This is a genomic window from Cellulomonas persica (genome assembly GCF_007989825.1).
Lineage (GTDB): Bacteria > Actinomycetota > Actinomycetes > Actinomycetales > Cellulomonadaceae > Cellulomonas > Cellulomonas persica.
The window spans coordinates 81,224-107,051 of sequence record NZ_BJUA01000008.1; the positions used below are offsets into that span (position 1 = coordinate 81,224).

The following is a 25,828-nucleotide window of genomic DNA, read 5'->3' on the forward strand; positions in this document are numbered from 1 at the left end:
CGGGCGCATCGCCCCGCGCGAGGATGGCGCACTTCGCTGACCTGCGGGTTTACCGTCACTCAGACGGGTAGCCCGAGTTGTCGACTATGTCGGGAGCCTCGGCCGCGGGCGCGTTCACACCACCCGTTCGGCCCAGTCCGAAGGTCCTACCGGGTGGCGAGCCGCGTCTGCTCCTCGGCGACGACCGCGCGCGCCAGGTGCGGCGCCGAGACGTCGACCGCGGCTGCGGCCGCCTCCGTCAGCGCGGACTCGCGCACGTACGCGTCGAACACGCCGCGCTTGGTCTCGAGCGTCTCGAGCAGGCGCTGGTCCACGGAGTCCTCGACGACGAGCCGGTGGACGCGCACGGTCCGCACCTGACCCATGCGGTGGGTGCGGGCGATCGCCTGGGCCTCGAGCGCGGGGGACACCTGCGGCTCGCAGAGGACGACGACGGAGGCCGCCTGGATGTTGAGGCCCACGCCACCGGCCCGCACCTGCGCGACGAGCACCGCGCCACCGGGTGCCGCGGTGAACTCGTCGACGAGGCGCTGGCGCCCTGCGGCGGACGTGGACCCCGTGAGCGGTCCGAACGTGCGCGTCGTCGGCGACAGCGCCGCGTGCACGACGTCCAGCACCTCGCGGAACCACGAGAACACCATGACCTTGTCCCCGTTCGCGCCGGCCTCGGCGCAGATCTCCAGGAGCCGCTCGAGCTTCGCGCTCTCGTGCGGGTCGCCCGACGCGAACGCGGCGCGGCGCATCGCGGGGAAGCTCCCGGCCTCGACCGCGGCGCGGTAGGCGGCGCCGTCGACCGCGCCGAACTCCTCCCACTCGTCGACCTGCACGAGCGGCGGCAGCTCGGTGAGCACGTCGTCGAGGTTGCGGCGCAGGTACACGGGAGCGACCGCGGACCGGAACGCGTCCGCGCCCGCCGCTCCCGCACCCGGGTCGATCGTGTCCGCGAGGTCGGGCCGCAGGTGGCGCACGAGCGAGCAGAACTCGTCGACCGTGTGCTCCATCGGCGTGCCCGTGAGGAACAGCACGCGCTCGGAGCGCTGCGCCACGCGGGCGACGGCCCGGCTGCGCTTGGCGTCGGGGTTCTTGACGAAGTGGGCCTCGTCGACGACGAGCATCGCGGGGCTCACGTCGTCGAGGGCGAGCCGGCGCAGCGTGCTGAACGTCGTGACCGCGACCCCGCCGCGCGCCGCCCAGTGCGCCGCGGCCTCGTCGCGCTGCTCGCCGTGCAGCAGCAGGGCCGTCAGGGCGCTGTGCGTCGCGATCTCGCGCACCCAGCTGTGGAGCACGGACGCGGGGGCGACCACGAGCACGTGCGTCGCGCCGCCCGCGACCAGGTGCGCCATCGCGGCGATCGCCTGGACCGTCTTGCCGAGCCCCATCTCGTCGCCGACGATCACGCGGCGCTGCACGAGCGCGAACCGCGCGCCGAACGCCTGGTAGCCGCGCAGGGAGGCGCGCAGCAGCGACTCGTCGAGGTGCTGGGCCTCGATGCGCTCGACGATCTCTGAGGGCAGGAACCCGGTGGCCGCCGCGACGTCCTCGCGCAGGTCGACCAGCGGGGCGAGCAGCGCGTAGTACGTCGCGGAGCGCCGCTCGAAGTCGGCCCAGGCCGCGGGTGCCGGCACGACGTGGCGGACCGTCTGCGCGACGCGCGTCGCGGCGGCGGCCAGATCGGCGGACCGCGCCCACCGCACGAGGTCGGTCAGGTGGCCGACCGCCTCGTCGGCGGCGGCCTTGCGGGCTCCCGCGATGAACAGGCGACGCAGCGGGTGCGCCGCCGCGGGGGCCGCGGCGAGGGTCGCGAGCGCCACGTCGCCGACGAACCGCCGGAGCTGCGGGACGAGCGTCTCGTCGTCCGCGACGACGGACTCCCACGTGCGCACCGCCTGCAGCAGCTCGGTCGCGAGCCGGTCGGACGGGTCGACCTCGATGCGCAGCTGCACGCTCTCGCGCGCGGCACGCTCGATCTGCTCGGCCGCGGCGACGACCCGCGCGGCCGTCTGCGGCCCGATCCCCGGTGCCGCCTGCAGGCCGTGGGTGCCGGCGCGCAGCACGTCGGCGATCGTGCGCACGCCGTGCGCGGCCAGGCCGTCGAGCGAGAGCCGCCCCTCGGTCACGTCGCGCACGCGGTCGACGGGGACGCGCGCGAGATCGGCCTCGGCGCGCCGTGCCCGCATGGCCTCGAACGCGCTCACGACCCCGGAGCGGGCGGCGTCCACGTCGGCGACGAGCGCCGCCGCCCAGGCCGCCTGCGCCTGCGCCTCGCCGAGCACCGCGACCACGTCGGCGCGGCTCGCCCGACGCGGTCGCCCGACCTCGCCGCGCACCTCGTCCTGCGTGATCACGGGCCCGAACCTAGCCGCCGGGTGCCTCGTCGACGTGCGCGGGTGCCGGCTCCGGGCGCTCGAGCTCGGCAGCAGTCAGGTCGGCACGGATCAGCTCGGCGCTGATCGCCTGGTGACGCAGCAGGAACGCGGCCTCGTCGAGACGCTTGACCCGCAGCCAGTGCGTGACCTCCTGGTTGCACTTGCTCGCGTTGCACGAGCGGCACGCGGGCACGACGTTCTCGAGCGTGTAGCGGCCGCCTCGCGACAGCGGCAGCACGCAGTCCTTCTGCAGCGGGACGTCGTGCGCACCGCAGTACGCGCACCCCGACCACGCGGCGCGCAGCGCGCCCCACTGCGCCGGCGTGAGGTCGTTGTCCGCGCGCGCCATCCGCGAGCTGCGGCGCCGCGCGTACCGCGCCGCTGCTGCCCGGCTGCGCACCTTCTTCACGCGGGCAGGCTAGCGGCCCGCAGGCGCGCCGCCGGGCAGGCGGGCGAGCAGGCGCGTCAGCGCAGCTCGGGGATCACCTGCTGCTCGAACAGCTCGATGCTCGAACGGTCGTAGGCCGCGTCGGCGAAGTACGTGATCGCGTACTGCAGGCCGAGGCCGCGCAGCTCCTGGAGCGTGGCGACGACCTGCTCGGGCGTGCCGACGAGCGGGCCCTTGCGCAGGTCGGACGTGGTGCTCGCCGCCTTCTCGGGGATCGTCAGGGACAGATGCTCCTCGATCCACGCGAACTTGTCGTCCACCTCGGCCTGCGTCTCACCGATGACGACGTTGTAGTTGGCCGAGCGCGTGATCTCCGCGGGATCGCGCCCGATCGCGGCGCAGTGCTCGGCGAGCACCGCCGACTTGTGCGCGAACCCCTCGGGCGTGCCGTCGAAGTTCGTGTACTGCGCGTGCTCGGCCGCGATGCGCAGCGTCTTGCGCTCGCCGCCGCCCGCGATCCACAGCGGCGGTCCGTCGACCTGCAGGGGCAGCGGCGACAGCTGCGCGCCGTCGACGTGGTAGTGCTCGCCGGCGAACGTCGCGACGCCGTTCGTCCAGAGCTGCTTGAAGATCTGCACACCCTCGTCGAGCATCGCGATCCGCTCGCCCGCCCGCGGGAACCCGTACCCGTACGCGCGCCACTCGTGCTCGTACCAGCCCGCGCCGATCCCCATCTCGACGCGCCCGCCCGAGATCACGTCGGCGGTCGTCGCGACCTTCGCCAGGTAGGCCGGGTTCCGGTACGCCATGCACGTGCACATCTGCCCGAGCCGCACGCGCGACGTGCTCGCCGCGAACGCGTTGATCAGGCTCCACGCCTCGTGCGTCGCCTCGCCGTTCGGCTCCGGGACCGCGTGGAAGTGGTCGTAGACCCAGATCGACTCCCACGCGTCGCCCTCGTCGGCGTGGCGGGCGAGCCCGCTCATCACCGCCCAGTGCTCGCGTGCGTCGATGCCCGTGAGGTCCTGCCGCCAGCCCTGCGGGATGAAGAGTCCGAATCGCATGGTCGGCACGTTACCCGCGCTCGGGCGGTCGTCGACCTGTCCGGTCAGCCGGGGAACGACTCCCCGAGCCGCACGACGAGCGACGCGAGCCCGGTCCCGAGGGCCCCGGCCGCCGCGATCGCGGCGACGACCAGCGTGAGCGTCGCGCGCGTCGTGCGGCCCTGACGGCGGGGCGTCACGTCGGTCGGGTCGGTGGGGTCCACCCACACGCTGCCGTCGAACGTGTACGGCACGCCCGGCGCACGCACGAGCCAGACGAAGATCTGCGTCCGCAGAGGGCGGCCGTGCGGGTCGGGGTACTCCACGTCGACGAACGTGCCGGGCCCGACCCATGTGCTGGACAGCTCACGTGCGGGGACCCGGACGCGCGCGACCCGGCGGGCGGCCGCCAGGGCGCGGAAGCCGACGACGGCGAGCACGACGGCGAGAACGACGCACACGGCGCAGACGATCGCGAGAACGGACGAAGCGGGCACGGGCCACACCGTACGGGCTTGCGGCGCTGCCGACCCAGGTCGTCCGCGCTGCCTCGACGCGGTCCCGGCGGTGCGCACTGTGTGTCGGTGGTGCCTCCGCGGGGTGTCGGTGGTGCCTCCGCACGGTGTCGGTGGTGCGTCCGCACGGTGTCGGTGGTGCCTCCGCGCGATTCCGGTGGTGCGTCCGCACGACGTCGGTGGTGCCTCCGCACGAAGGGCGCGAGGATGGTCCCGTGCTGCAGTCCTGGACGTCCGCGCAGGTCCGCGCCGCGGAGGAGCCGCTGCTTGCTGCCGGTGTGCCGTTGATGCAGCACGCGGCGTTCGCGCTCGCGGGCGTCGTCGCGCGCGTGCTGCGCGAGCGACGCGGGCGTGTCGTCGGTGGGCAGGTCGTGCTGCTCGTCGGGCCGGGGAACAACGGGGGAGACGCGCTGCACGCGGGCGCGTTCCTGCGGCGCCGCGGCGTGGACGTGGTCGCCCTCGCGCTCGCGCCGCGCGTGCACGACGAAGGCCGCGCGGCGCTGCTCGCAGCCGGCGGACGCGTGCACGAGGTGACGGACGCCGTCGACGGGGCGGCGCGCGCCGGACGCGCGGACGTCCTGGTCGACGGGATTCTCGGCATCGGCACGCGCGACGGCGGCCTCACCGGTCTCGCCGGGGCACTCGTCGCCGCGCTCGCAGGCGGAGCGGTCGAGGGCGACGCGCGCGGGGACGGCTCGCGCGGCGGCGTCGTCGGGCTCGGCGCCCACGGGGCCGACCGGCCCGCGGTCGTCGCGGTCGACACGCCGTCGGGCATCGGGGTCGACGACGGCACCGTGAGCGGCCCGGTCCTGCCGGCGGACGTCACGGTCACGTTCGGCGGCGCCAAGCCGGGCCTGCTGATCCCACCCGCGGCACACCTCGTCGGCCGGCTCGAGGTGATCGACCTCGACCTGCCGCTGCCCGACCACCACCCCGCGGTCGTGCGCCTGGCCGACCGCGACGCCGCGGCGCTCTGGCCCGTGCCGACCCGCTCCGCGCACAAGTACTCGCGCGGCGTCGTCGGCGTCGTGGCCGGTGCGCGGCGCTACCCCGGCGCCGCGGTGCTCGCGACCTCGGCCGCGGTGCTCGCGGGCGTCGGCATGGTGCGCTACCTCGGCGACGTCGCCGACCTCGTCGTCGCCCGGCGGCCCGAGGTGGTCACCGGGCCGGGACGCGTGCAGGCGTGGGTGTTCGGGCCGGGGGTCTCGCCCGACGACGCCGCGCAGCGTCGGCGCATCGAGCACGCCTTCGAGGGCGTGCTGCAGCGCGGCGAGCCGGCCGTCGTCGACGCCGGTGCGCTCGAGCTGCTGCCGCCGACCGTCCCGACGCACGTGGTGCTGACGCCGCACGCGGGTGAGCTCGCGCGGCTGCTCACCGACCGCGGGCACCGGCTGACGCGCGCGGACGTCGAGCGCGAGCCGCTGCGCTGGACGCGGCTCGCGCACGAGATGACGGGCGCGACCGTGCTGCTCAAGGGGCACGTCACGCTCGTCGTCGGTGCGGGTGGCGCGGTGTACGCGCAGGCCGACGCGCCGCCGTGGCTCGCGACCGCGGGGGCCGGCGACGTGCTCGCGGGTCTGATGGGCGCGATGCTCGCGGGCCGCGCCGACGACGTGCTCGACGACCCGACGCTCACCGCGGCGGTCGCGGCCGCAGCCGCGCTCGTGCACGGCCGCGCGGCGCACACGGCCAACCCCGACGGCCCGGTCACCGCGCGCGGCGTCGCGCTCGCGCTGCCCGAGACCATCCGCACGCTCCTGGCGAGCGCGTGACGGCGGCGCTGGTCGCGCCCGACGCGCCGCTCGACCCGGTGCTCGCGGGCCGCGTCGAGGCGCTGCTCGCGACGGGCGGACGGCGCGTGCTGGGGATCGTCGGGCCGCCGGGCGCGGGCAAGTCGACGCTGGGCGCGCAGGTGCTCGCGGCGTTCGGGCCGCGCGCCGTCGTCGTCCCGATGGACGGGTTCCACCTGGCCCAGACCGAGCTCGAACGGCTCGGGCGCGCGGACCGCAAGGGCGCACCGGACACGTTCGACGCCGCGGGCTTCGTCGCGCTGCTGACGCGGTTGCGGCACCCGGTCGACGGCGAGGTCGTGTACGCACCCGAGTACCGGCGCGACCTGCGCAACGGCGTCGCCGGGGCGATCGCGGTGCCGCCCGACGTGCCGCTCGTCGTCACGGAGGGCAACTACCTCCTGCTCGACGAGCACGGGTTCGGACCCGTCGCGGCGCTCCTGGACGAGTCCTGGTACCTCGCACCGGACGACGAGGTGCGGCTCGCGCGCCTCGTCGAGCGGCACGAGCGGTTCGGCAAGTCCGCCGACGCGGCGCGCGCGTGGTCGCACGGGCCCGACGAGCGCAACGCGGCGGTCATCGCCACGACGCGCAGCCGGGCCACGCTCGTCGTGCGTCCCACCTGACCTCCGGACGACCGGACCGCCGCACGACCGGAGCGCCGGACCCGCCGGTCGCCGTCGTCCGGGAGCGGCGCGGTGCGAGGATGGACGCGTGAGCTTCCCCGCGAGAGCAGTCGTCGACCTGTCCGCCATCGCCTCCAACGTGCGCTCGCTGCGCGCCCACGCGCCCACCGCGCAGGTCCTGGCAGTCGTCAAGGCCGACGCGTACGGGCACGGGCTGGTGCCGGCGGCGCGCGCGGCGGTCGCCGGGGGCGCGACGTGGCTCGGCACGGCGCAGCTCGGCGAGGCGATCGCGCTGCGCACCGCGGGCGTGACCGAGCCTCGCGTCCTCACCTGGCTGTACGCGCCGGGAGCGCCGCTGGCCCGCGCGATCGAGCTCGACGTCGACCTCGCGGTCTCGTCGGCGTCGGCGCTCACGGAGGTCGTCGCGGCCGCGCGCCTCGTGGGACGGACCGCGCGCGTGCACCTCAAGGTCGACACGGGCCTCGGCCGCAACGGCCTGACACCCGTGGACCTCGCCGACCTGCTGCCCGCCGCCCTGCGGGTGCAGGCGGAGGAGGCCGTCGCGCTCGTCGGGATCTGGTCGCACCTCGCGTTCGCCGACGAGCCCGAGCACGCGACCGTGCGCGCGCAGCACGAGGTGTTCGCCGACGCGGTCCGTCTCGCCGAGTCCGCCGGTGCGCGGCTCGAGGTGCGCCACCTCGCCAACTCCGCCGCGACCCTGACCTCGCCGCAGGTGCACTACGACCTCGTGCGGCCCGGTCTCGCGGTGTACGGACTGTCGCCCCTGCCGCAGCTCGGCGGCCCCGAGGACTTCGGGCTGGTACCCGCGATGACGCTCGAGGCCGAGCTCGCGACCGTCAAGCGCGTGCCCGCGGGGCACGGCGTCTCGTACGCGCACCAGTACGTCACGCCCGTCGACACCGTGCTCGGCGTCGTGCCGCTCGGGTACGCCGACGGCATCCCGCGCCACGCGTCGGGCCGGCCGGACCGGATGGGGGCGCCGATGCGCGTCGGCGACCGCACGCTCGGCATCGCCGGACGCGTGTGCATGGACCAGGTCGTGCTCGACCTCGGGCCCGACGCGAGCGAGCAGGCGGGCGACCGCGTCGAGCTGTTCGGGACCGGCCTCGAGGGCGGACCGACCGCGCAGGACTGGGCGCTCGCGGCCGACACGATCTCGTACGAGATCGTGTCCCGCCTGTCGACCTCGGTGCCGCGCGAGTACGTGGGGCTCGACCCGCAGACCGGCGCGGTCGTCGGCCAGGTCGAGGACGTGACGGCGGGTGACGCGCGATGAGCGGGCACCTGGCCGACGCGGGCGCGGCGCAGGGGGCGGCCGTGCAGACGGTCGTCGTCCGGCTGCCCGACGCGGGCACGACGCGCGCGTTCGGGCGGGCGCTCGCCGCGCAGCTGCGCGCCGGTGACCTCGTGATCCTCACGGGCGACCTCGGTGCGGGCAAGACCACGCTCACGCAGGGGATCGGCGCGGGTCTGGGCGTGCGCGGGCAGGTCGCGTCGCCCACGTTCATCATCGCGCGCGAGCACCCGGCGCTGCCGCGCCCCGACGGAACGCGCGGACCCGATCTCGTGCACGTCGACGCGTACCGGCTGGGCTCGCTCGACGAGGTCGAGGCGCTCGACCTCGAGTCGAGCCTCGACGAGGCGGTGACCGTGGTCGAATGGGGTGCGGGCTGGGTCGAGTCGCTGGCGACGGACCGGCTCGAGGTCGCGCTCACGCGCCCGCGCGGCGCGCAGCAGGAGCAGGCGAGGCCCGACGAGGACGACGCGGCCGAGGACGACGGCGGCGGCGGTGAGCGGGTCGCCACCGTGCGGGCGGTCGGAGAGCGGTGGACGGACGTCCCGCTCGCACAGGTGCTCGACCCGGCAGCCGCGGGTATCACCGCGGGGGACGCGGCCGGTGCGGCCGGGTCCGCCGGACCCGTGGCAGGCTGAGCGCCGTGCCTCTGCTCGCTCTCGACACCTCGTCGTCCGTCTCCGTCGCCGTCACGGACGACGACGGCCGGGCCCTGTCCCGCCGCCGCGCCGACCTGCCGCGGCACCACGCCGAGCTGCTCGCGCCGCTGGTCACCGAGGCGCTCGCGGACGCGGGCGTCGACCGCCTCGAGCTGTCCGCGGTCGTCGTCGGGACAGGCCCCGCGCCGTTCACCGGGCTGCGCGTCGGCCTCGTCACCGCGCGCACGCTCGCGCTCGCCCTCGGGATCGAGGCGCTCGGCGTGCCGAGCCTGGACGCGATCGCCGCGGCCGCGCTGCGGTTCGTGCCTGCGGACGTGCCGCTCGTCGTCGCGACCGATGCGCGTCGTCGTGAGGTCTACTGGGCCGCGTACCGGCGCGACGAGGCGGGGACGCTCGACGTCGTCGTCGACCCGCGCGTCGGGCCCGCCTCCGACGTGGCGGGTGAGCCATCCGTCGCGGGCGCCTGGGTCACGGGCGCCGGTGCGGCGCTGTACCCGGACGCGTTCGCCGGCCTGACGCGCGTGGACGCGACCGACGACCTCGACGCGGCCGAGCTCGTGCCGCTCGCGCTCGCTCGTCGTGCCGCAGGGCTCGACCAGCCCACGACCCCGCTCTACCTGCGCCGGCCGGACGCCGTGCCGTCGGCCGGCGCCAAGCGCGTCCTGGGATGAGCGCGGAGCCGCGGACGGGACGGGCCCTGCTGCGGCTGCGCCCGCTGACACCCGACGACGTGCCCGCGCTCGACATCCTCGAGAAGGAGCTCTTCGGTGCGGCGGCCTGGTCGACGGAGTCGCTCGCGCAGGAGGTGGTCGGCCCCGGGCGGTGGTACGTCGGTGCGCAGTACGACGCCGGTCCGCTCGTCGGGTACGCCGGGCTGTGGTTCGACGGCCTCGACGCGCAGGTGATGACCATCGGGACGGCCGCCGCCTACCAGGGCAGGGGTGTGGGCCGGGCGTTGCTCGACGCGCTCCTGGACCGTGCGCGCGAGCTCGGCGCGACGTCCGTGCTGCTCGAGGTGCGCGTCGACAACGAACCCGCGCTGCGGCTGTACCAGGGGGTGGGATTCACCCGGCTGGGCTTGCGCCGCGGGTACTACCAGCCGGAGAACAAGGACGCGTGGACCATGCGGCTCGACCTGGCCGCGACGCACGGGACGGGGGATCAGGGATGACGGACACGACCGACCGGACGGGCGCCGACGACGTGCGGGGCGCCGACGACGCCGCGCGCGCCGCGGTGCTGGTGGACGCGGTGACGCTCGCGGCGGCGCTGGGTGGCGACGAGCCGCCCGTGCTGCTGGACGTGCGCTGGGCGCTGGGCCGCACCGACGGGCACGAGCAGTACCTCGCGGGGCACCTGCCGGGTGCCGTGTACGTCGACCTCGACACCGAGCTCGCGGCGCCCCCGAGTGCCGAGCACGGGCGCCACCCGCTGCCGGACGTGGCCGCGCTCGAGGCCGCGGCGCGCCGCTGGGGCGTGCGCGAGGGTGCCGCGGTCGTCGCGTACGACGCGTCGGGCGGCACGTCCGCGGCGCGCGCGTGGTGGCTGCTGCGCTGGGCGGGCGTGCGCGACGTGCGCCTGCTCGACGGCGGCCTGGCCGCGTGGACCGCCGCCGGTCTGTCGCTCGAGCCCGGCGAGGTCGTGGTCGAGTCGGGTGACGTGGTGCTCGCGCCCGGCGCGCTGCCGACGATCGACGCGGACACCGCGGCCGGCTGGGTCCAGGACGGTGCGCTGCTCGACGCGCGTGCGGGCGAGCGGTACGCGGGCGACGTCGAGCCCGTGGACCCGCGGGCCGGTCACATCCCCGGTGCGGTCAGCGCGCCGACGGGGGAGAACCTCACCGAGCACGGCACGTTCCTGCCCGCCGACCGGCTGCGCGAGCGGTTCCGCGCGCTCGGGGCCGCCGCGGGCGCCCCGGTCGCGGTGTACTGCGGGTCGGGGGTCACGGCCGCGCACGAGGTCGCGGCGCTCGCGTCGATCGGCGTCGAGGCCGCGCTGTACCCCGGATCCTGGTCGCAGTGGTCGAACGACCCGAGCCGTCCGGTCGCCACCGGGCGCTGAGACGACGGACGCGCACGTCCCGCGGCGGGGACGTGCGCGTCCGGCTGCCGGGTCGGTCGTCGGCGGACGGTGGGTGTCAGGCCGTGGTGGAGACGTCCGCCCACGTGAGGCGCGGCGCGCGCGGGTAGGCGGTGCCCACGCCGTCGCGGTGGCCGACGAGCACGACGAGCTGCGACTGCCAGCCGGACTCGGCGAAGAACTCCGCGTCGATGCCCGCGGTGTCGACGCCGCCCATCGGGCCCGCGTCGAGGCCCGTCGCCCGCAGCGCGGTGATGAGGTAGCCGGTCTGGATCAGGGTGTTGGTCCGGGCGATGGTCGACCGCTGCTCGTCCTGGTCCTCGAGCGCGTCGGCCAGTGCGGTCAGGTGCGGCGCGAGCACGGGCATGTGGCGGTGGAACCCGGGGTCCGCGGCGACGACGAGGGTGAGCGGCGCGGCGAGGATCCGGTCGCGGTTGCCTTCGGCGGCGTGCGCGGCGAGCCGCGCCTTGGCGTCGTCGGAGCGCACGACGAGCAGGCGCATCGGCGTGGTGTTCATGGCCGTCGGACCCCACTTGAGCAGGTCGTAGACCGCTGCGAGCTCCTCGTCGGAGACGGGCTCGTCGGTGAAGGCGCCCACGGTGCGCGCCTCGCGGAACAGGAGGTCGGCGACCTCGTCGGCGACCGCGTACGGCGGTGCCGGGAAGTCGAGGGCGTCGATCGTCGAGGTCTCAGTCGTCATAGTTCACTTGAAGCGTCAAGTAAGTTGCGGTCTTCCCGCTCGTGCTGTGACGCTCGTCACGCGGCGTCGTGCGCTCGGTTCGGGCGCCGTCGCTCGGGGACCTACAGTGGTCGCCATGCCTGTCAGCGAGCCGCTCGTCCTGGGGATCGAGACGTCGTGCGACGAGACCGGGGTCGCGCTCGTGCGCGGGTACGACCTCCTGGTCGACGCGGTCGCGTCGTCGGTCGACGAGCACGCGAGGTTCGGCGGGATCATCCCCGAGATCGCCTCGCGCGCCCACCTCGAGGCGATGGTCCCGACGATCGAGCGTGCGCTGACGACCGCCGAGGTCACGCTCGACCAGGTGGACGCGATCGCCGTGACCGCCGGTCCCGGGCTCGTCGGCCCGCTCACGGTGGGCGCCTCGGCCGCCAAGGCGCTCGCGATCGGGCTCGACAAGCCGCTGTACGGGGTGAACCACGTGATCGGCCACGCGGTCGTCGACGAGCTCGTCGACGGCCCGTTCCCCGAGCGGGTCATGGCGCTCGTCGTGTCCGGCGGTCACTCGTCGCTCCTGCTGATCGACGACACGGTGAACGTCACCGAGCTCGGCTCGACGCTCGACGACGCAGCGGGGGAGGCGTTCGACAAGGTCGGCCGCCTGCTCGGCCTGCCCTACCCGGGCGGGCCCCACATCGACCGGCTCGCGCGCGAGGGCGACCCCGAGGCGATCCGCTTCCCGCGCGGCCTGACCGCCGCCAAGGACCAGGCCGAGCACGCCACGGACTTCTCCTTCTCGGGCCTCAAGACGGCCGTCGCGCGCTGGGTCGAGGCGCGCCAGGACGCGGGCGAGGAGCTCCCCCTCGCGGACGTGTCCGCGTCGTTCGCCGCGGCCGTCGCGGACGTGCTCACCGCCAAGACGATCGCCGCGTGCCGCGCGCACGACGTGCGCACGCTCGTCGTCGGCGGCGGCTTCTCCGCCAACTCCCAGCTGCGCGACATGGCCGCGGCGCGCTGCGCCGAGGCGGGCATCGAGTTGCGCATCCCGCCGATCCGGTTCTGCACCGACAACGGCGCGATGATCGCCGCGCTCGGCTCGGCCGTCGTGCGGCGCGGGATGCGCCCGTCGTCGCTCGAGATCCCGGTCGACTCCTCGATGCCGCTCACGCAGGTCCTCGTCTAGGTCCGCCCCGCACCGTCGTCGGGCCGGCGCCGACGACGCTGACCCGGCGCGCCCGGCGGGGGTGCAGATCCGCACAGTTAGGTCGGAAGTCACTCGCGACGCGCGGTGCTGCGTTCCTAGCGTGGCGGTGGGCGCAACGTGGTGTCCCACGTGCGCGGTGCGCGGGCGACGAGGCTCGCGTGCTGTCGTCCCGGCGACGAGGAGGCGTACGTGAGCGTGCACCACCCCACCGGCCGCGAGCGGATCACCGTGACGGTCGACGGGCACGAGGTCGAGGCCGGCGCCGGCCTGACGATCCTGCAGGCGCTCGCGGCCGAGGGGATCGCGATCCCCTCGCTGTGCCACGACGTACGGCTCGAGCGGTCGAACGCAAGCTGCGGCCTGTGCGTGGTCGAGGTGGCGACGGGGCAGGCGGGCGCGGGCTCCGGGCAGGTGCGCGACGTCAAGGCCTGCCTGACGCCGCTGACGCCGGGCATGGTCGTCACGACGAGGTCGTCGCGCCTGGAGGCCTACCGCAAGGTCCGGCTCGAGCAGCTGCTCGCCGACCACAACGCGGACTGCGTCGCGCCGTGCGTGCAGACGTGCCCGGCGAACGTCGACGTGCAGACCTACCTCCAGCACGTCGCGGACGGCAACTACGAGGCCGCCGTGCGGGTCATCAAGGACCGCAACCCGTTCCCGTCGGTGTGCGGGCGCGTGTGCCCCCACCTGTGCGAGTCCGCGTGCCGACGCAACCTCGTCGACGAGCCCGTGGCGATCAACTACGTCAAGCGGTTCGCGACCGACTGGGACATGGCGCGCGAGACACCGTGGATCCCGCGGACCGCGCCGGCCACGGGCAAGCGGATCGCCGTGATCGGTGCGGGACCGTCGGGCCTGTCCGCGGCGTACTACAGCGCGCTCGCGGGGCACGCGGTCACGGTGTTCGAGAAGCAGGAGCACGCCGGCGGGATGATGCGCTACGGCATCCCCGAGTACCGGCTGCCCAAGGCGACGCTCGAGGCGGAGATCGACGTCATCCGCGCCCTCGGCGTGCGGGTCGTGACCGGCAAGGCGCTCGGCACCCACCTGAGCCTCGAGGACCTGCGTCGCGACTTCGACGCGGTGTTCCTGGCGATCGGCTCGTGGCGTGCGACGCCGCTGCGCATCGACGGGGAGAACCTCGACGGCGTGTGGCTCGGCATCCAGTACCTCGAGCGCGTCGCGAAGGGCGACGAGATCCCGCTGGGCCGCACGGTCGTCATCGGCGGCGGCAACACCGCGATCGACTGCGCACGCACCGCGCTGCGCACGGGTGCGTCGCACGTGCGGCTCGTCTACCGGCGCACGCGCGAGGAGATGCCCGCCGAGCCGTTCGAGGTCGAGGAGGCCGTCGCCGAGGGCGTCGAGATGCTCTACCTGACGGCGCCCGAGCGGATCAGCGCCGACGAGTCCGGCACCAAGCGCCTCACGTGCCTGCGCATGGAGCTGGGCGAGGCAGACCGCACCGGCCGGCGCCGTCCCGTGCCGGTCGAGGGCAGCGAGTTCGACATCGAGGCCGACACGATCATCGGCGCGATCGGCCAGAGCACCGACACGGGCTTCCTGTACTACGAGAACCCCGTGCACATCAGCTCGTGGGTGCGCGGCCGCCCCGCGCACGGCGCCGAGGAGGCCGCGTACGCGGACCTGCCCGTGCGGCTCAACCAGTGGGGCGACGTCGAGGTCGACGGCCGGACCATGCAGTCCTCCGAGGACAAGATCTTCGCGGGCGGCGACTGCGTCACCGGCCCCGCCACGGTCATCCAGGCCGTCGCGGCCGGGCGCCGGGCCGCCGCGGCGATGTCGGACTTCGTCCTGCGCGGCTACGTGCGACCCGGCCACGAGGACTACTCGTGCTCGCGCGGCACGCTCGAGGACCTGCCGCGCCACGAGTTCGAGGACGTCGTGCGCGTGGCGCGCGCGAGCATGCCGTCGATCCCGCTCGCCGAGCGGCTCGCCGGCTTCGACGAGGTCGAGACCGGGCTGACCGAGGAGCAGGCGCGCACCGAGGCGGCGCGCTGCCTGTCGTGCGGCTGCGCCAAGCAGGACTGCTGCCAGCTGCGCGACGAGGCGACCGCGCACGGCGTCGTCTTCGAGACCCCGCTGCACGTGCGGCCCTACGAGCCCGTCGTCGCGGACCACCCGTTCATCGTGCGCGACAACAACAAGTGCATCGCGTGCGGCCGGTGCGTCACGGCGTGCGCCGAGATCGAGGGACCCGGGGTCCTCGCGTTCCAGTACCACGAGGGCCGCCTCGTCGTCGGCACGCACAACGGGCTGCCGCTCGACCAGACCGACTGCGTCTCGTGCGGGCAGTGCGTGCGCGCGTGCCCGTGCGGCGCGCTCGACTACGTGCGCGAGCGCGGCGACGTGTTCACCGCGATCAACGACCCGAACACGGTCGTCGTCGGCTTCGTCGCGCCTGCCGTGCGCTCGGTGATCGCCGCGGAGTACGGCATCGAGCCGGCCGAGGCGAGCGCGTTCATCGCCGGGATGATGCGCAAGGTCGGCTTCGACAAGGTCTTCGACTTCTCGTTCGCGGCGGACCTGACGATCCTCGAGGAGACCACCGAGTTCCTCGACCGGGTGGGGCGCGGGGGCGTGCTGCCGCAGTTCACGTCGTGCTGCCCGGGCTGGGTCAACCTCGTCGAACGGCGCTACCCCGAGCTCATCGACCACCTGTCGAGCTGCAAGAGCCCGCAGCAGATGATGGGCACGACCGTGAAGCACCACTTCGCGCAGCAGGCCGGGATCGCGCTCGACGACCTGTACGTCGTGTCGATCGTGCCGTGCATCGCCAAGAAGTACGAGGCCGCGCGTCCCGAGTTCGCGCGCGACGGCGTGCGTGACGTCGACGCGGTCCTCACCACGACCGAGTTCCTCGAGATGATGCAGATGCTGCGGCTCGAGCCCGCGGACGTCGAGCCGGGCGAGTTCGACGAGCCCTACGCGCGCGTCTCGGGCGCGGGCGTGCTGTTCGGCGCGTCGGGCGGTGTCGCCGAGGCGGCGCTGCGCATGGCGGTCGAGAAGCTCACGGACGAGCCGCTCGTCGAGCACCTCGACTTCCACGAGCTGCGCGGCACGGCGGGCCTCAAGGAGGCGACCGTCAGCGCAGGGGGAGTCGACGTACGCGTCGCGGTCGTCTCGGGGCTGGGCAACGCCGAGCCGCTCATCCGGCGCGTGATCGCGGGCGAGGACGTCGGGTACGACCTCGTCGAGATCATGGCGTGCCCCGGCGGCTGCGTGAGCGGTGCGGGCCACCCCGTGCCGACGTGCGCCGACGAGACGCCCGGCCGCCAGCAGGTGCTCGTCGACATCGACCAGCTCTCGCCGATCCGCAAGTCGCAGGAGAACCCCGACATCCTGCGGCTCTACGACGAGTTCTACGGCGCGCCGGCCTCGCCGCTCGCGCACGAGCTCCTGCACACGACGTACGCGCCGTTCCGCGGGTGACCCCGCCCGAGGTGAGGAGGACCGGCATGGTGCGGACCGTGCGGTGGAGCCGAGGACTGGTCGCGGTCGCGTCGGCACTCGCGCTGCTCGTCGGGTGCGGGACGGCCCCGTCGTCCCCGGGCGCGTTGGCGTCGGCGACCGAGGCCGGACCGACGCCATTCGCGGCGCCATCCGCGACGCCGTCCGAGCAGGTGGCCGAGCGGGTCACCGTCCGGGTAGCCGCGCTGTCCGGGCCGACGACGATCGGGCTCGTCGGGCTCATGCGCGAGGCCGACGCCGGGACGGGCCGGCAGGACTACGAGGTCACCACCTACGGGACGCCCGACGAGGTCGTCCCGCTGCTCGTCAAGGGTGAGGTGGACGTCGCGCTGCTGCCGGCGAACCTCGCGGCGGTCGTGCACCAGCAGACCCGGACCGACGACGGACCCGCGGTCCAGGCGGTCGCGGTCAACACGCTCGGCGTCCTGTCGGTGCTCGAGCACGGCACGGCCGTGGCCTCGCTGTCCGACCTGCGCGGCCGGACCGTGTACTCGACGGGCAAGGGCGCGAGCCCGCAGTACGTGCTCGAGCACCTGCTGCGCCAGTCCGGCCTGACGCCCGGCACCGACGTGACGGTCGAGTACAGGTCGGAGGCCACCGAGGTCGCGGCGCTGCTGGCCGCGACACCGGGTGCCGTCGGGGTCCTGCCGCAGCCGTACGCCACGGGCGTCGTCGCCGGGCACGCCGACGTGCGCGTCGCGATCGACCTCACGCAGGCGTGGACGGACCTCGGCAACACGTCCCGGCTCGTCACCGGCGTGACCGTGGTCCGCACGGCGTTCGCCGCCGAGCACCCGCAGGCGCTCGCGGACTTCCTCGCGGACGACGAGGAGTCGGTCGCGTTCGTCAACGACTCACCCGCGCAGGCGGCCGAGCTCGTGGTCGCGGCGGGCATCGTCCAGGCGGCGCCCGTCGCGCAGGCCGCGATCCCCGCGTGCCACGTCGTGCACCTGACGGGCGACGAGCTGCGCCCCGCGCTCGAGGGCTACCTGAGCGTGCTGCACGCGGCGCAGCCGAAGTCCGTCGGCGGCGCGATGCCCGGCGACGACTTCTACCTCGACGTGGGCTAGCGGGTGCTCGACGTGGGCGGCACGGGCGGCGTGCGCGACCGGACCGGTCGCACGGGCGTCGGCGCGAGGCCGCCCCGGCTCACGCGGCGCGTGCGAGCGGTCGTGGCCGTCGGGTGCTGGCTCGTCGTGTGGCAGGTCGCCTCGGTGGCACTGGACCAGCCGATCCTGCTCGTCGGGCCGTGGGAGGTCCTGGTCCGGCTCGTCGAGCTCGTCCCGACGGGCGCGTTCTGGGCGACCGTCGGGCGCACCTTGGCGGACGTCGTCCTCGGCTTCACGGCCGCCGCGCTCGTCGCCGTCGCGCTCGCGGCCGCGGCAGCCGCCTCGCGCTGGGTGGACGCGCTGCTCGCGCCGCTCATCGCCACGACCCGTGCGACGCCCGTCGTGGCGTTCATCATCCTGGTCCTGCTGTGGACCGACGCGTCGCACCTGGCGACCGTCGTCGCGTTCCTCATGGCGCTGCCGGTCCTGTACACGAACGTGCTCGAGGGCATCGCCCACCGCGACGCGCGGCTGCTCGAGATGACGCGGGTGTTCGCGGTGCCGTGGCCGCGCCGGGTCGCGGCCGTGGACGTACCCGGTGTGCTGCCGTACTTCGTCGCGGGCTGCCGCACGGGCATCGGGCTCGCGTGGAAGAGCGGGATCGCGGCCGAGGTGATCGGGCTGCCCGTCGGCACCATCGGCGAGCAGATGTACCAGGCCAAGCTCTTCCTGGCGACGGCCGACCTGTTCGCGTGGACGGTCGTGGTCGTCGTCCTCGCCGCGCTCACCGAACGCGTGGTGCTCGCGCTGCTGGAACGCGCGCGGCGACGGCTCGCGGGCGAGCCCGCGCCGCCGCTCGTCGACCCGGCGGGAGGTGCGCGATGAGTGCTCCGCGCGACGCCAGCGCGCGGCACGAGGCGATCGCGCTGCACGACGTCACCGTGCGCTACGGCGCGCAGGTGGTCCTGGACCGCGTCTCGCTCGAGCTGCCCACCGGCACGACGACCGCACTGACAGGCCCCAACGGCGTCGGGAAGACGACGACCGTGCGCGTGCTCCTCGGGCTGGTGCGGCCCTCGTCGGGCCGGGTGTCCGGCCTGGACACGTGCACGCGGGCCGCCGCGTTCCAGGAGGACCGGCTGTGCGAGCACCTGTCCGCCGCGGCGAACGTGCGGCTCGTCCTGCCGCGGTCCGCCGGGTCCGCGGTCGAGGACGGGCTGCGCGCGGTCGGGCTCGACGAGGCCGCGTGGCACGTCCGGGTGCGCGCGTTGTCGGGCGGGCAGCGACGACGCGTCGCGCTCGTCCGCGCGCTGCTGCCACCGGCCGACCTGGTCGTGCTCGACGAGCCGTTCGTCGGGATCGACGCCGCGAGCCGCGACGCGGTGCTGGCCTGGACCCGCGAGCGGCTGGCCGGGCGCACCGCGCTCGTGGTGACCCACGACCCCGCCGAGGTCGCCGCCCTCGGTGCGACGCTCGTGCGACTCGACGCGCCGCGCACGGTGCGCGACCAGGACGTTGCCTAGCAGCCCCTCGGCGTGCGTCCGCGCGTGCTGCGCAGGTGCCGGTCCCCGGTTGTCCACAGGTCGGGGGACGTGCCCGACCGCGCGCGGCCGGACCCCGTTAGCGTGACGCCCCGGACCGATCCGGCAGGGGGACGCATGCGGGTGGAGATCGACTCGGAGACGGTGGCACGCAGCGTGCGCACGCTCGACCGGACGGTCGACCGGCTCGACGAGATCGTGGCACGGACGCGGGCGCTCGCGGCGGACCAGAGCGCGGCGACGTGGTCGACGCTGCCCGCGGCCGAGCGGTTCGCCGCGACGTACGGCGAGGGGATCGACGCGCTCGCGGACCGGCTCGCCGCCGCACGGACCGCCGCCGCCGACGCACGGAGCGCGCTCACCGGCTCGGTGCGTGCGCTCGTGGGGCTCGACGAGACGATCTTCGCCGAGCTCCAGCGCCTCGCCGCGGGCACGTCTGGCTCGTCGGTGCGCGACACGCGCCCGGTGCTCCGGGTGTACCCGGGCGCCGCGACGGCGTCCGTGGGTGGGCTGTCGTGACGAGCGTGAACCGTGCGCCGTCGTCCGACGGGCCGGCGGCGCGCGAGCTCGCCGGCGCGCTGGACGGTGCGCCGGCGCAGGCGCACGCCGACGCGGGGCAGCTCGAGGGCGTGGCCACGGCCCTCGAGGAGGTCGGGGCGACGCTCCGGCGGCTCGCGGGCGACCTCGGCATCGGCGGCACGTCCGCGCAGGCGGCGCGGGACGGCGTCGCGAGCCTGGCGGCGAGCGTGCTCGGCGCCGCCGACACCGCGGACGCGCTCGGTGCGGCGGCGGCGCGCGCCGCGGGAGCCCTCGCACGTGCCCGCACCGACTACGAGACCCTGCCTGCGGGCGAGCTGACCGCCGCGGAGCGTCAGGCGCTGATCGAGTCGGGTGCGGGCCCCGGCCTCTCGTCGATCGTGGCGGCGCGTGCTGCCGAGCGCGAGCGCGTCGCGACCACCGCGCTCGCGACCGTCGGCGCGGCGATGGACGACGCCTCCGACCGTGTCCGGGCGGTGGCGCCGGGCGACGCGGGCACTGCGCGGGGCGCCGCGCCGGACGAGCCCCGCGACGGTCGACCCGGTGGTGCGTCGCCCGTGCCGGTCGTGCCTGGTGTGCCGACGCCGGTGACGGGACCCGTCCCGCACCCGCCTATCCCGCACCCGCCCGTCCCGCACCCGCCCGTCCCGCACCCGCCCGTCCCGCACCCGCCCGTGCTGCGGCCACCTGCGCCGACCGGCCCCGAGCCAGTCGGCGCACCGCCGACGTTCGGGATGGAGCCGCCCGCGCCGGTGCACCGGACCGAGCCGGTCGAGCGGCCGGTCCCACTCGACCGGCTCCCGCCGCTCGCTCCCGGCCTCTCCGTCGTGCCCCCGGCGTAAGGGTCGACCTGCTCGCGTCGTGAGGCATCCGCTGTGCCGACGGTCGCGGACAGCCGTCGTCAGGTCTGAGCGCGGACCAGGTCGCGCAGCGGGTGCAGGTCGGGGATCGTCCACGTCGGTGCGTGGTCGCCGCTCGGCGCGTCGCGACCCGTCCGGTCCACCCACACGCTGCGGATCCCCAGGCCGTGCGCGCCCGCGACGTCGCTCGTGAGCGAGTCGCCGACGTGCACGACCTCGTCGGGGCCGAGCCCGAGCAGCCCGAGCGCGTGCTCGAACGACGGCGCCGCGGGCTTGTAGGCGCGCGACTGCTCGCTCGTGACCCGCAGCGGCACGTCGAGGCGAAGATGGGCGAGCGCGGCGAGCAGGACGTCGTCGTCGACGTCCGAGACGAGGCACACCGGGACGGGAGGGTCGGCCAGGAGCTCGAGCGCGTCGGGGTAGGCCTGCGGCGCGGTCCACTGCGCGTACAGGGTGTCGAGCAGCGCGTCGAGGTCGAGGTCCTGCTCGCGCGAGCGGAGCGTGCGGGCGAGCGAGTCCCGTGCGAGGTCGCGCAGACGGCGGAACGCGTCCCCGTGCGCCTCGTCGGCCAGCCGCTGGTACTCCTGCGACCACGCGGTCGAGACCTCGTGGCGGGGGATCCCGGTCGCGGCGGCGACGTCGGCGCACACCGCGGCGAACCGCTCGTCGTCGTCGTGCACGACCGTCCCGTAGAAGTCGAGCAGCAGCCCCCTGATCGTCACTCCGGAAAACCTAGCGACAGCGCTGGCTAGTCTCGCCGCATGTACGTCCCCGTGTTCAACGCGATCACCGACGACGACGCGCGTGCGCTGGTGGGGGAGGTCGGCTCGGCCGAGCTCGTGACGGTCGGACCGGACGGCTTCCCGCTCGCGACGCTCCTGCCCGTGCTGTGGCACGACGACCGGCTCGTCGCGCACATGGCGCGCGGGAACCCGCAGTGGCGGTCGATCGAGCCGGGCGCGCCGGGCCTCGCGATCGTCGCGGGACCGCAGGCGTACGTCTCGCCGTCCTGGTACGCCTCCAAGGCGGAGCACGGCCGGGTCGTGCCCACGTGGAACTACTCCGCGGTGCACCTGACGGGCCGCGTCACGGTGCACGACGACCCGGCGTGGCTGCGCGACCTGCTGACGCGGCTGACCGACGCGCACGAGGCCCACCGCGCTCAGCCGTGGGCCGTGACGGACGCGCCGGAGGTCTTCGTGGCCAAGCAGCTGCGCGCGATCGTGGGCATCGAGCTCGTCGTCGAGCGGGTCGAGGGCAAGGCGAAGCTCAGCCAGAACCGCTCGGACGCCGACCAGGCGGGTGTCGTCGCGGGCCTGCGTGCGCAGGGCGGGCACGACGCGGTCGCGGACGCCATGGTGGCGGCTCGTCGGTGACCCCGCGGCTGCGGCGACGGGGCCACCGCGCGCCGCCGCACGCGCGGCCCACCGGTGTGCGACGTCGCACCCGTTCGCCCGAGGGGCTTGCGTCCGGGTGTCATCCCGCCTAACGTACAACCACATGGTTGTAGAAAAGCTGGACCGCAGAGAGCTCGACGACGAGGAGGTCGACCGCCTCTTCGGTGCGCTCGCGGATGCCACGCGGCGCGACATCGTCGCCCGCGTGCTGCGGGAGGAGCACTCGGTCTCCGCGCTCGCGCGGCGGTACGAGATGAGCTTCGCGGCGGTCCAGAAGCACGTGGCCGTGCTCGAGCGGGCAGCGCTCGTGCACAAGCGGCGGCGAGGGCGTGAGCAGATGGTCAGCGGCGACGTCGAGGCGATCCGGGCGGCAGCCCGGTACCTCGACGCGTACGAGGCGATCTGGCGCGGCCGCGTCGACCGCATCGTCGACCTCCTGGCGCAGGACGCCCGGCCGGACGACCCGAGGGATGCACAGGACGAGCAGCACGACTAGGGAGCACCGATGACCGTCGTCAGCACGACCCAGGACACCGAGGCGCTGAGCCTCGTGATCGTCAGCGAGCTCACGGCCCCGCCGCAGCGGGTCTGGCAGGTGTGGGCCGACCCGCGCCAGCTCGAGCGGTGGTGGGGACCGCCGGAGTGGCCCGCGACGGTCGTCGACCACGACCTGCGCGCCGGCGGTCGCACGTCGTACTACATGACGGGCCCGGACGGCTCGAAGGCCCACGGCTGGTGGACGGTGGTGTCCGTCGACGAGCCGCGCTCCATCGCGTTCGACGACGGGTTCGCCGACGACTCCGGCCACCCCGCGCAGGACATGCCCGTCACGAGGGTCGAGGTGGCCTTCGAGGAGATCCCGACCGGCACGCGCATGAGCGTGACCTCACGGTTCCCGACGCTCGAGGCGCTCGAGCAGATGGTCGGCATGGGCATGCTCGAGGGCATGACGCTGGCGCTCGGCCAGATCGACGCCGTCCTCGCCGACGCCTGAGCACGACGAACCGGCCCCGCGCGACGCGCCCGACGGTGCGTCGCGCGGGGTTGCGCGCGCCACGACTCGTCCGCTCGGGTGACGTCTCGGGTCGCCGCGCCGCCGTGAGCCGGAGTTCCTCGACATCGCCGCCGGGCTGACGATCAGGAGGGCATGAGCCTCGACCTGCTGCTCGTCGTGCCCGCGGCGGTGCTCGCCTTCTGGTGCATCGCGACCGCCGTCGCGCCGCGCTCGCGGCGCACCGCGACCGTGCGGCCCGTCCACCGCGCGACGCTGGGCGCGGGCGACGACCGGCCAGGCCTCGGCATCCTGGTGCCGGACGCCGAGGCGGTCGTCGAGGGCCCGCGGATGATCGCGGCCGACCTCGACGGGGGAGCGCTCACGATCGAGCTCCTCGGTCCCGTCGAGCGACCGTGCGACGCCACGCAGCCGCCGGGCGGCCTGCCCGCCGCGGAGGACCGCGCGCGCTCGTCGGCGCGCGACCCGTGGGGCGAGCCCGACGACCTGGCGCCGGCGACGGTCGAGCAGATCGTCACGGCCGCGGGGCAGATGTGGCGCCGCACGGTCGAGACCGCGCTCGCGACGACCGTGACCGACCTGCACGTGGACCACGCCGGGTGGGCGTTCGTCGTGCGGCTCGTCGGCGGGCCCGACCACGCGCACCTGCTGGCCGCGGCCGAGGGCGTGCTCGCGAGCTGGCGCTGGCTCGACCCGGTCCCCGCGCGCCGCACGGTGGACTGAGGCCTCCACCCGGCTCCCGGACCGGCGTCAGAGCGGGCGGCCCGCTCGGAGCTCGGCGACGAGCGAGGCCACGACCGCGTCGAGCTCGCCCGCGTTACGACGCGCGACGGCGCGCTGGCGCTGGTAGGACGCGCCACGGCGCAGGATCACGCGGACCCGCTCGAGCTCGGCCGAGCACCCGAGGCGCTCGGCGACCGGGGCGAGCACGGTCAGCCAGTGCGCGACCGAGTCCGTGACGAGCTCCTCGTCGCCCTCGCCGTTCGTGATGATGATCGCGTCCATGCCGTAGCGCGCCGAGCGCCACTTGTTCTCCTGCACGAACCACGTGGGCATCGAGGGCAGCGGCTCGCCCGCGTCGACGAGCGACGAGAAGTACTCGACGAAGCAGTGGGTGAGAGCTGCGATCGCGGTGACCTCGAGCAGGTTCGTCGCGCCGTCGGCGATGCGCATCTCGAGCGTGCCGAACCGCGGTGCGGGCCGCACGTCCCAGCGCACCTCGTCGAACTGGTCGATCACGCCTGTGTGCAGCATGTCCCCGACGTACTGCTCGAGCTGCGCCCACTCGTCGAACTGGTACGGCAGCCCCGCGGTCGGCAGCTGCTGGAACAGCAGCGCGCGGTTCGAGGCGTACCCGGTGTCCTTGCCGCCCCAGAACGGCGACGAGGCCGACAGCGACTGGATGTGCGCGAAGACCGTGAGCATCGCGCGCGAGATCGGCAGCACCTTGGCGCGGTCCTCGATGCCGACGTGCACGTGCACGCCGTAGATGAGCATCTGCCGACCCCACCACTGCGTGCGGTCGATGAGGGTCGCGTAGCGCTGCTTGTCGCTGACCTTCTGCGTGCTCCACTGGGCGAACGGGTGCGTGCCGCCGCCCATGAGCTCGATGCGCAGGGGTGCGGCCGCCGCGGCGACCTCGTCGAGCGCGCGCTTGAGGTCCGCGCCCGCCTCACCGACGGTGCGGCACTTGCCGGACGACACCTCGACCGTGTTGCGCAGCAGCTCCTGCGTGATGTTCGGGTGGTCGGTCCCGACGATGTCGAAGATCGCCTGCGCGGCCTGGCGCAGGTCGCCGGAGTCGGCGTCGACGAGCGCGACCTCCCACTCCAGGCCCACGGTCGACCGCTCGCTGTGCGCGAACGGCAGCGGGACGGGTGCGGCCATCAGGAGCCTCCCGGAGCGTTCGTGCTCGTGACCTCGTCCCCGACGGGCTCGACGACGAGGACGGTCTGGTGACCGGCGACGCGCGTGAGGACGATCGTGCCCGTCGCGTCGCCGCGCAGGTCGAGCTGGCGGCGCAGCTGCTCGGGCACGACGGCCGTGCCGCGCTTCTTGATCGTGAGGCGTCCGACGCCGCGCTCGCGCAGGTAGGTGCGCAGGCGCTTGAGCCCGAACGGCATCCGGTCCAGCACCCGGTAGGCCGTCGCGAACGGGGTCGCCGCGAGCTCGTCGGACGTCACGTAGGCGATGGTGGGGTCGACGAGTCTGCCCCGCACCTCGAGCGCGACGTCGCCGACCAGGCCCGCGCGGATGACCGCGCCGTCGGGCTCGTACAGGTACGTGCCGACCTCACCGACGTGCGCGTGCGCGACCTCGTCGGGCGCGAGGACGTGCGGCTGCCCGCCGACGAGCACGAGCGCCGACCGGCCCGGCCCCTCGGGTGCGAGCGGACCGAACCAGAGCCCCAGCTCGACGACGTCCCCGTCGACCGAGACCCACTGCGCCCGCGCGTCGTCGGGCAGGTCGCGGTGTGCGATGCCCGGGCCGAGCTTGAGGCCGAGCGCGGGGACGCGCTCGCGGACGGCGAGGACCGCGTCCAGGGGCGGCGCGTACGCCGCGGGGTCGAAGACGCGTGAGCCGCCGGCGCGGCGGGCCGGGTCGGCGTACACACCGTCGACGCCCGTGAGGTCGAGCGTGAGCCCGTCGGTGTGCCGCACCTCGACCTCGGGGAAGTGGCGCAGGTTCACGGTGGCGATCGCCGCGGTCATCTCGTCGAGCTCGGCGGCCGTGACGCGCAGGCCGACCCCGGCGAACGCGAGCGCGTCCGCGCCGATGCCGCACGTGAGGTCCGCGACGTGCGCGAGTCCCGCGTCGCGGTACCGACGCGCGTGGTGCGCGCCGACCTCGAGGCGGGTGGCCTGCTCGAGCCCCGCGGGGGTGAAGAGCATGCCGTCGGCGAAGTCGCCGAGCTTGGCGCGCGCCTTGCCCCGCAGCCGCGACTGCGTGAGCGCGGCCGCGACGAGCGAGGGGTGCAGCCCCTCGGCGCGCAGGCGCTCGCCCAGCGGCATCGCGAGGCGCTCGTCGTACGGCGGCAGGGCGGACAGCAGCGCCCACCCGTCCGGGGTGAGCAGCCGGCTGAGGCCGTCGGCATCCATGACGGCGATCCTTGCACCCGCGGGGTGGTGCGCGGGACCTGCACGGTCGTCGCGGACGGATCAGGCCGACGCCCGTCGCGGAGGATTAGCACTCACCTTGACCGAGTGCCAGGCGGTTCCTAGAGTGAGGAACTGGCACTCTCGCTTCGAGTGTGCCAGCGCGCCAGGTCTCCGGCAC

At 75.0% G+C, this 25,828-nt stretch carries 26 protein-coding genes; 18 read left to right on the plus strand and 8 right to left on the minus strand.

Features of this window, described 5'->3' with window-relative positions; translation table 11 throughout:
- Positions 1-146 precede the first annotated feature (146 nt).
- From CPE01_RS09555 to CPE01_RS09570, 4 genes are read right to left on the minus strand one after another with little or no spacing between them, the layout of a single operon-like run.
- Positions 147-2,345 (minus strand): DEAD/DEAH box helicase, encoded by a 2,199-nt coding sequence (locus CPE01_RS09555; protein ID WP_222592897.1) that lies wholly within the window; start codon positions 2,343-2,345, stop codon positions 147-149.
- A 10-nt stretch (positions 2,346-2,355) separates the two neighbouring features.
- Positions 2,356-2,775, minus strand: coding sequence for an HNH endonuclease (locus tag CPE01_RS09560; protein WP_307723689.1), 420 nt, complete (start codon positions 2,773-2,775; stop codon positions 2,356-2,358).
- A gap of 56 nt (positions 2,776-2,831) precedes the next feature.
- Complete coding sequence (locus CPE01_RS09565; protein ID WP_146806423.1) at positions 2,832-3,818, minus strand: LLM class F420-dependent oxidoreductase; 987 nt, start codon at positions 3,816-3,818, stop codon at positions 2,832-2,834.
- Between the two features lie 44 nt (positions 3,819-3,862).
- Positions 3,863-4,294: a hypothetical protein gene (locus tag CPE01_RS09570; protein WP_146806424.1), complete on the minus strand. Its 432-nt coding sequence runs from the start codon at positions 4,292-4,294 to the stop codon at positions 3,863-3,865.
- A gap of 233 nt (positions 4,295-4,527) precedes the next feature.
- On the opposite strand from CPE01_RS09570, the gene CPE01_RS09575 reads away from it, so the two are divergent.
- The 7 genes from CPE01_RS09575 to CPE01_RS09605 all read left to right on the plus strand — a co-directional run bounded on the left by CPE01_RS09575 (position 4,528) and on the right by CPE01_RS09605 (position 10,763).
- On the plus strand, positions 4,528-6,084 hold the full coding sequence (locus tag CPE01_RS09575; RefSeq protein WP_146806425.1) for a bifunctional ADP-dependent NAD(P)H-hydrate dehydratase/NAD(P)H-hydrate epimerase: 1,557 nt from the start codon (positions 4,528-4,530) through the stop codon (positions 6,082-6,084).
- Complete coding sequence (locus CPE01_RS09580) at positions 6,081-6,728, plus strand: nucleoside/nucleotide kinase family protein (protein WP_186811487.1); 648 nt, start codon at positions 6,081-6,083, stop codon at positions 6,726-6,728. Before CPE01_RS09575 ends, CPE01_RS09580 begins: the two co-directional genes overlap by 4 nt.
- Positions 6,729-6,816: 88 nt before the next feature.
- The gene (alr, locus tag CPE01_RS09585; protein WP_146806426.1) at positions 6,817-8,025 is read left to right on the plus strand and encodes an alanine racemase; all 1,209 of its coding nucleotides are present in this window, start codon (positions 6,817-6,819) and stop codon (positions 8,023-8,025) included.
- A complete protein-coding gene (tsaE, locus tag CPE01_RS09590; protein WP_146806427.1) occupies positions 8,022-8,681 on the plus strand; it encodes a tRNA (adenosine(37)-N6)-threonylcarbamoyltransferase complex ATPase subunit type 1 TsaE in 660 nt (219 codons plus the stop codon). The genes alr and tsaE overlap by 4 nt, the downstream gene beginning before the upstream one ends.
- A 5-nt stretch (positions 8,682-8,686) precedes the next feature.
- Positions 8,687-9,373 (plus strand): tRNA (adenosine(37)-N6)-threonylcarbamoyltransferase complex dimerization subunit type 1 TsaB, encoded by a 687-nt coding sequence (gene tsaB / locus CPE01_RS09595; protein WP_146806428.1) that lies wholly within the window; start codon positions 8,687-8,689, stop codon positions 9,371-9,373.
- On the plus strand, positions 9,370-9,873 hold the full coding sequence (gene rimI / locus CPE01_RS09600) for a ribosomal protein S18-alanine N-acetyltransferase (protein ID WP_146806429.1): 504 nt from the start codon (positions 9,370-9,372) through the stop codon (positions 9,871-9,873). Before tsaB ends, rimI begins: the two co-directional genes overlap by 4 nt.
- Positions 9,870-10,763: a sulfurtransferase gene (locus CPE01_RS09605; protein WP_146806430.1), complete on the plus strand. Its 894-nt coding sequence runs from the start codon at positions 9,870-9,872 to the stop codon at positions 10,761-10,763. Before rimI ends, CPE01_RS09605 begins: the two co-directional genes overlap by 4 nt.
- A gap of 76 nt (positions 10,764-10,839) precedes the next feature.
- On the opposite strand, the gene CPE01_RS09610 is transcribed toward CPE01_RS09605, so the two are convergent.
- Positions 10,840-11,481: a malonic semialdehyde reductase gene (locus CPE01_RS09610; protein WP_146806431.1), complete on the minus strand. Its 642-nt coding sequence runs from the start codon at positions 11,479-11,481 to the stop codon at positions 10,840-10,842.
- A 115-nt stretch (positions 11,482-11,596) separates the two neighbouring features.
- On the opposite strand from CPE01_RS09610, the gene tsaD reads away from it, so the two are divergent.
- The 7 genes from tsaD (at position 11,597) to CPE01_RS09645 (ending at position 20,125) form a co-directional block, all read left to right on the plus strand.
- Entirely contained in the window at positions 11,597-12,643 is a 1,047-nt protein-coding gene (tsaD, locus tag CPE01_RS09615) for a tRNA (adenosine(37)-N6)-threonylcarbamoyltransferase complex transferase subunit TsaD (protein WP_146806432.1), read from the plus strand.
- A 210-nt stretch (positions 12,644-12,853) separates the two neighbouring features.
- Entirely contained in the window at positions 12,854-16,117 is a 3,264-nt protein-coding gene (locus CPE01_RS09620) for a [FeFe] hydrogenase, group A (RefSeq protein ID WP_246783845.1), read from the plus strand.
- 38 nt (positions 16,118-16,155) lie between these two features.
- Positions 16,156-17,226, plus strand: a complete 1,071-nt coding sequence (locus CPE01_RS09625; RefSeq protein ID WP_246783846.1) for an ABC transporter substrate-binding protein — start codon at positions 16,156-16,158, stop codon at positions 17,224-17,226.
- Between the two features lie 12 nt (positions 17,227-17,238).
- Positions 17,239-18,090 (plus strand): ABC transporter permease, encoded by an 852-nt coding sequence (locus CPE01_RS09630; RefSeq protein ID WP_222592898.1) that lies wholly within the window; start codon positions 17,239-17,241, stop codon positions 18,088-18,090.
- The gene (locus CPE01_RS09635; RefSeq protein WP_146806434.1) at positions 18,087-18,728 is read left to right on the plus strand and encodes an ATP-binding cassette domain-containing protein; all 642 of its coding nucleotides are present in this window, start codon (positions 18,087-18,089) and stop codon (positions 18,726-18,728) included. Before CPE01_RS09630 ends, CPE01_RS09635 begins: the two co-directional genes overlap by 4 nt.
- Positions 18,729-18,863: 135 nt before the next feature.
- On the plus strand, positions 18,864-19,265 hold the full coding sequence (locus CPE01_RS09640) for a hypothetical protein (RefSeq protein ID WP_146806435.1): 402 nt from the start codon (positions 18,864-18,866) through the stop codon (positions 19,263-19,265).
- A complete protein-coding gene (locus CPE01_RS09645) occupies positions 19,262-20,125 on the plus strand; it encodes a hypothetical protein (protein ID WP_146806436.1) in 864 nt (287 codons plus the stop codon). The genes CPE01_RS09640 and CPE01_RS09645 overlap by 4 nt, the downstream gene beginning before the upstream one ends.
- A gap of 59 nt (positions 20,126-20,184) precedes the next feature.
- Here CPE01_RS09645 and CPE01_RS09650 read toward each other — a convergent pair whose 3' ends face one another.
- Positions 20,185-20,865 carry an HAD family hydrolase gene (locus CPE01_RS09650; protein WP_146806437.1) on the minus strand — a complete coding sequence of 227 codons (681 nt, stop codon included), beginning with the start codon at positions 20,863-20,865 and terminating at the stop codon, positions 20,185-20,187.
- 39 nt (positions 20,866-20,904) lie between these two features.
- Here CPE01_RS09650 and CPE01_RS09655 point away from each other — a divergent pair, with 39 nt between their 5' ends.
- The 4 genes from CPE01_RS09655 (at position 20,905) to CPE01_RS09670 (ending at position 23,275) form a co-directional block, all read left to right on the plus strand.
- Positions 20,905-21,519 carry an FMN-binding negative transcriptional regulator gene (locus CPE01_RS09655; protein WP_146806438.1) on the plus strand — a complete coding sequence of 205 codons (615 nt, stop codon included), beginning with the start codon at positions 20,905-20,907 and terminating at the stop codon, positions 21,517-21,519.
- 124 nt (positions 21,520-21,643) lie between these two features.
- A complete protein-coding gene (locus CPE01_RS09660) occupies positions 21,644-22,036 on the plus strand; it encodes an ArsR/SmtB family transcription factor (protein ID WP_146806503.1) in 393 nt (130 codons plus the stop codon).
- Between the two features lie 9 nt (positions 22,037-22,045).
- Positions 22,046-22,534 carry an SRPBCC family protein gene (locus CPE01_RS09665; RefSeq protein WP_146806439.1) on the plus strand — a complete coding sequence of 163 codons (489 nt, stop codon included), beginning with the start codon at positions 22,046-22,048 and terminating at the stop codon, positions 22,532-22,534.
- Positions 22,535-22,687: 153 nt separating this feature from the next.
- A complete protein-coding gene (locus CPE01_RS09670) occupies positions 22,688-23,275 on the plus strand; it encodes a hypothetical protein (protein ID WP_146806440.1) in 588 nt (195 codons plus the stop codon).
- A gap of 27 nt (positions 23,276-23,302) precedes the next feature.
- Here CPE01_RS09670 and CPE01_RS09675 read toward each other — a convergent pair whose 3' ends face one another.
- Together CPE01_RS09675 and CPE01_RS09680 are read right to left on the minus strand one after the other, a co-directional pair.
- A complete protein-coding gene (locus tag CPE01_RS09675; RefSeq protein ID WP_146806441.1) occupies positions 23,303-24,439 on the minus strand; it encodes a glutamate--cysteine ligase in 1,137 nt (378 codons plus the stop codon).
- Positions 24,439-25,650 carry a THUMP-like domain-containing protein gene (locus CPE01_RS09680; protein ID WP_146806442.1) on the minus strand — a complete coding sequence of 404 codons (1,212 nt, stop codon included), beginning with the start codon at positions 25,648-25,650 and terminating at the stop codon, positions 24,439-24,441. The genes CPE01_RS09675 and CPE01_RS09680 overlap by 1 nt, the downstream gene beginning before the upstream one ends.
- Positions 25,651-25,828 lie beyond the last annotated feature (178 nt).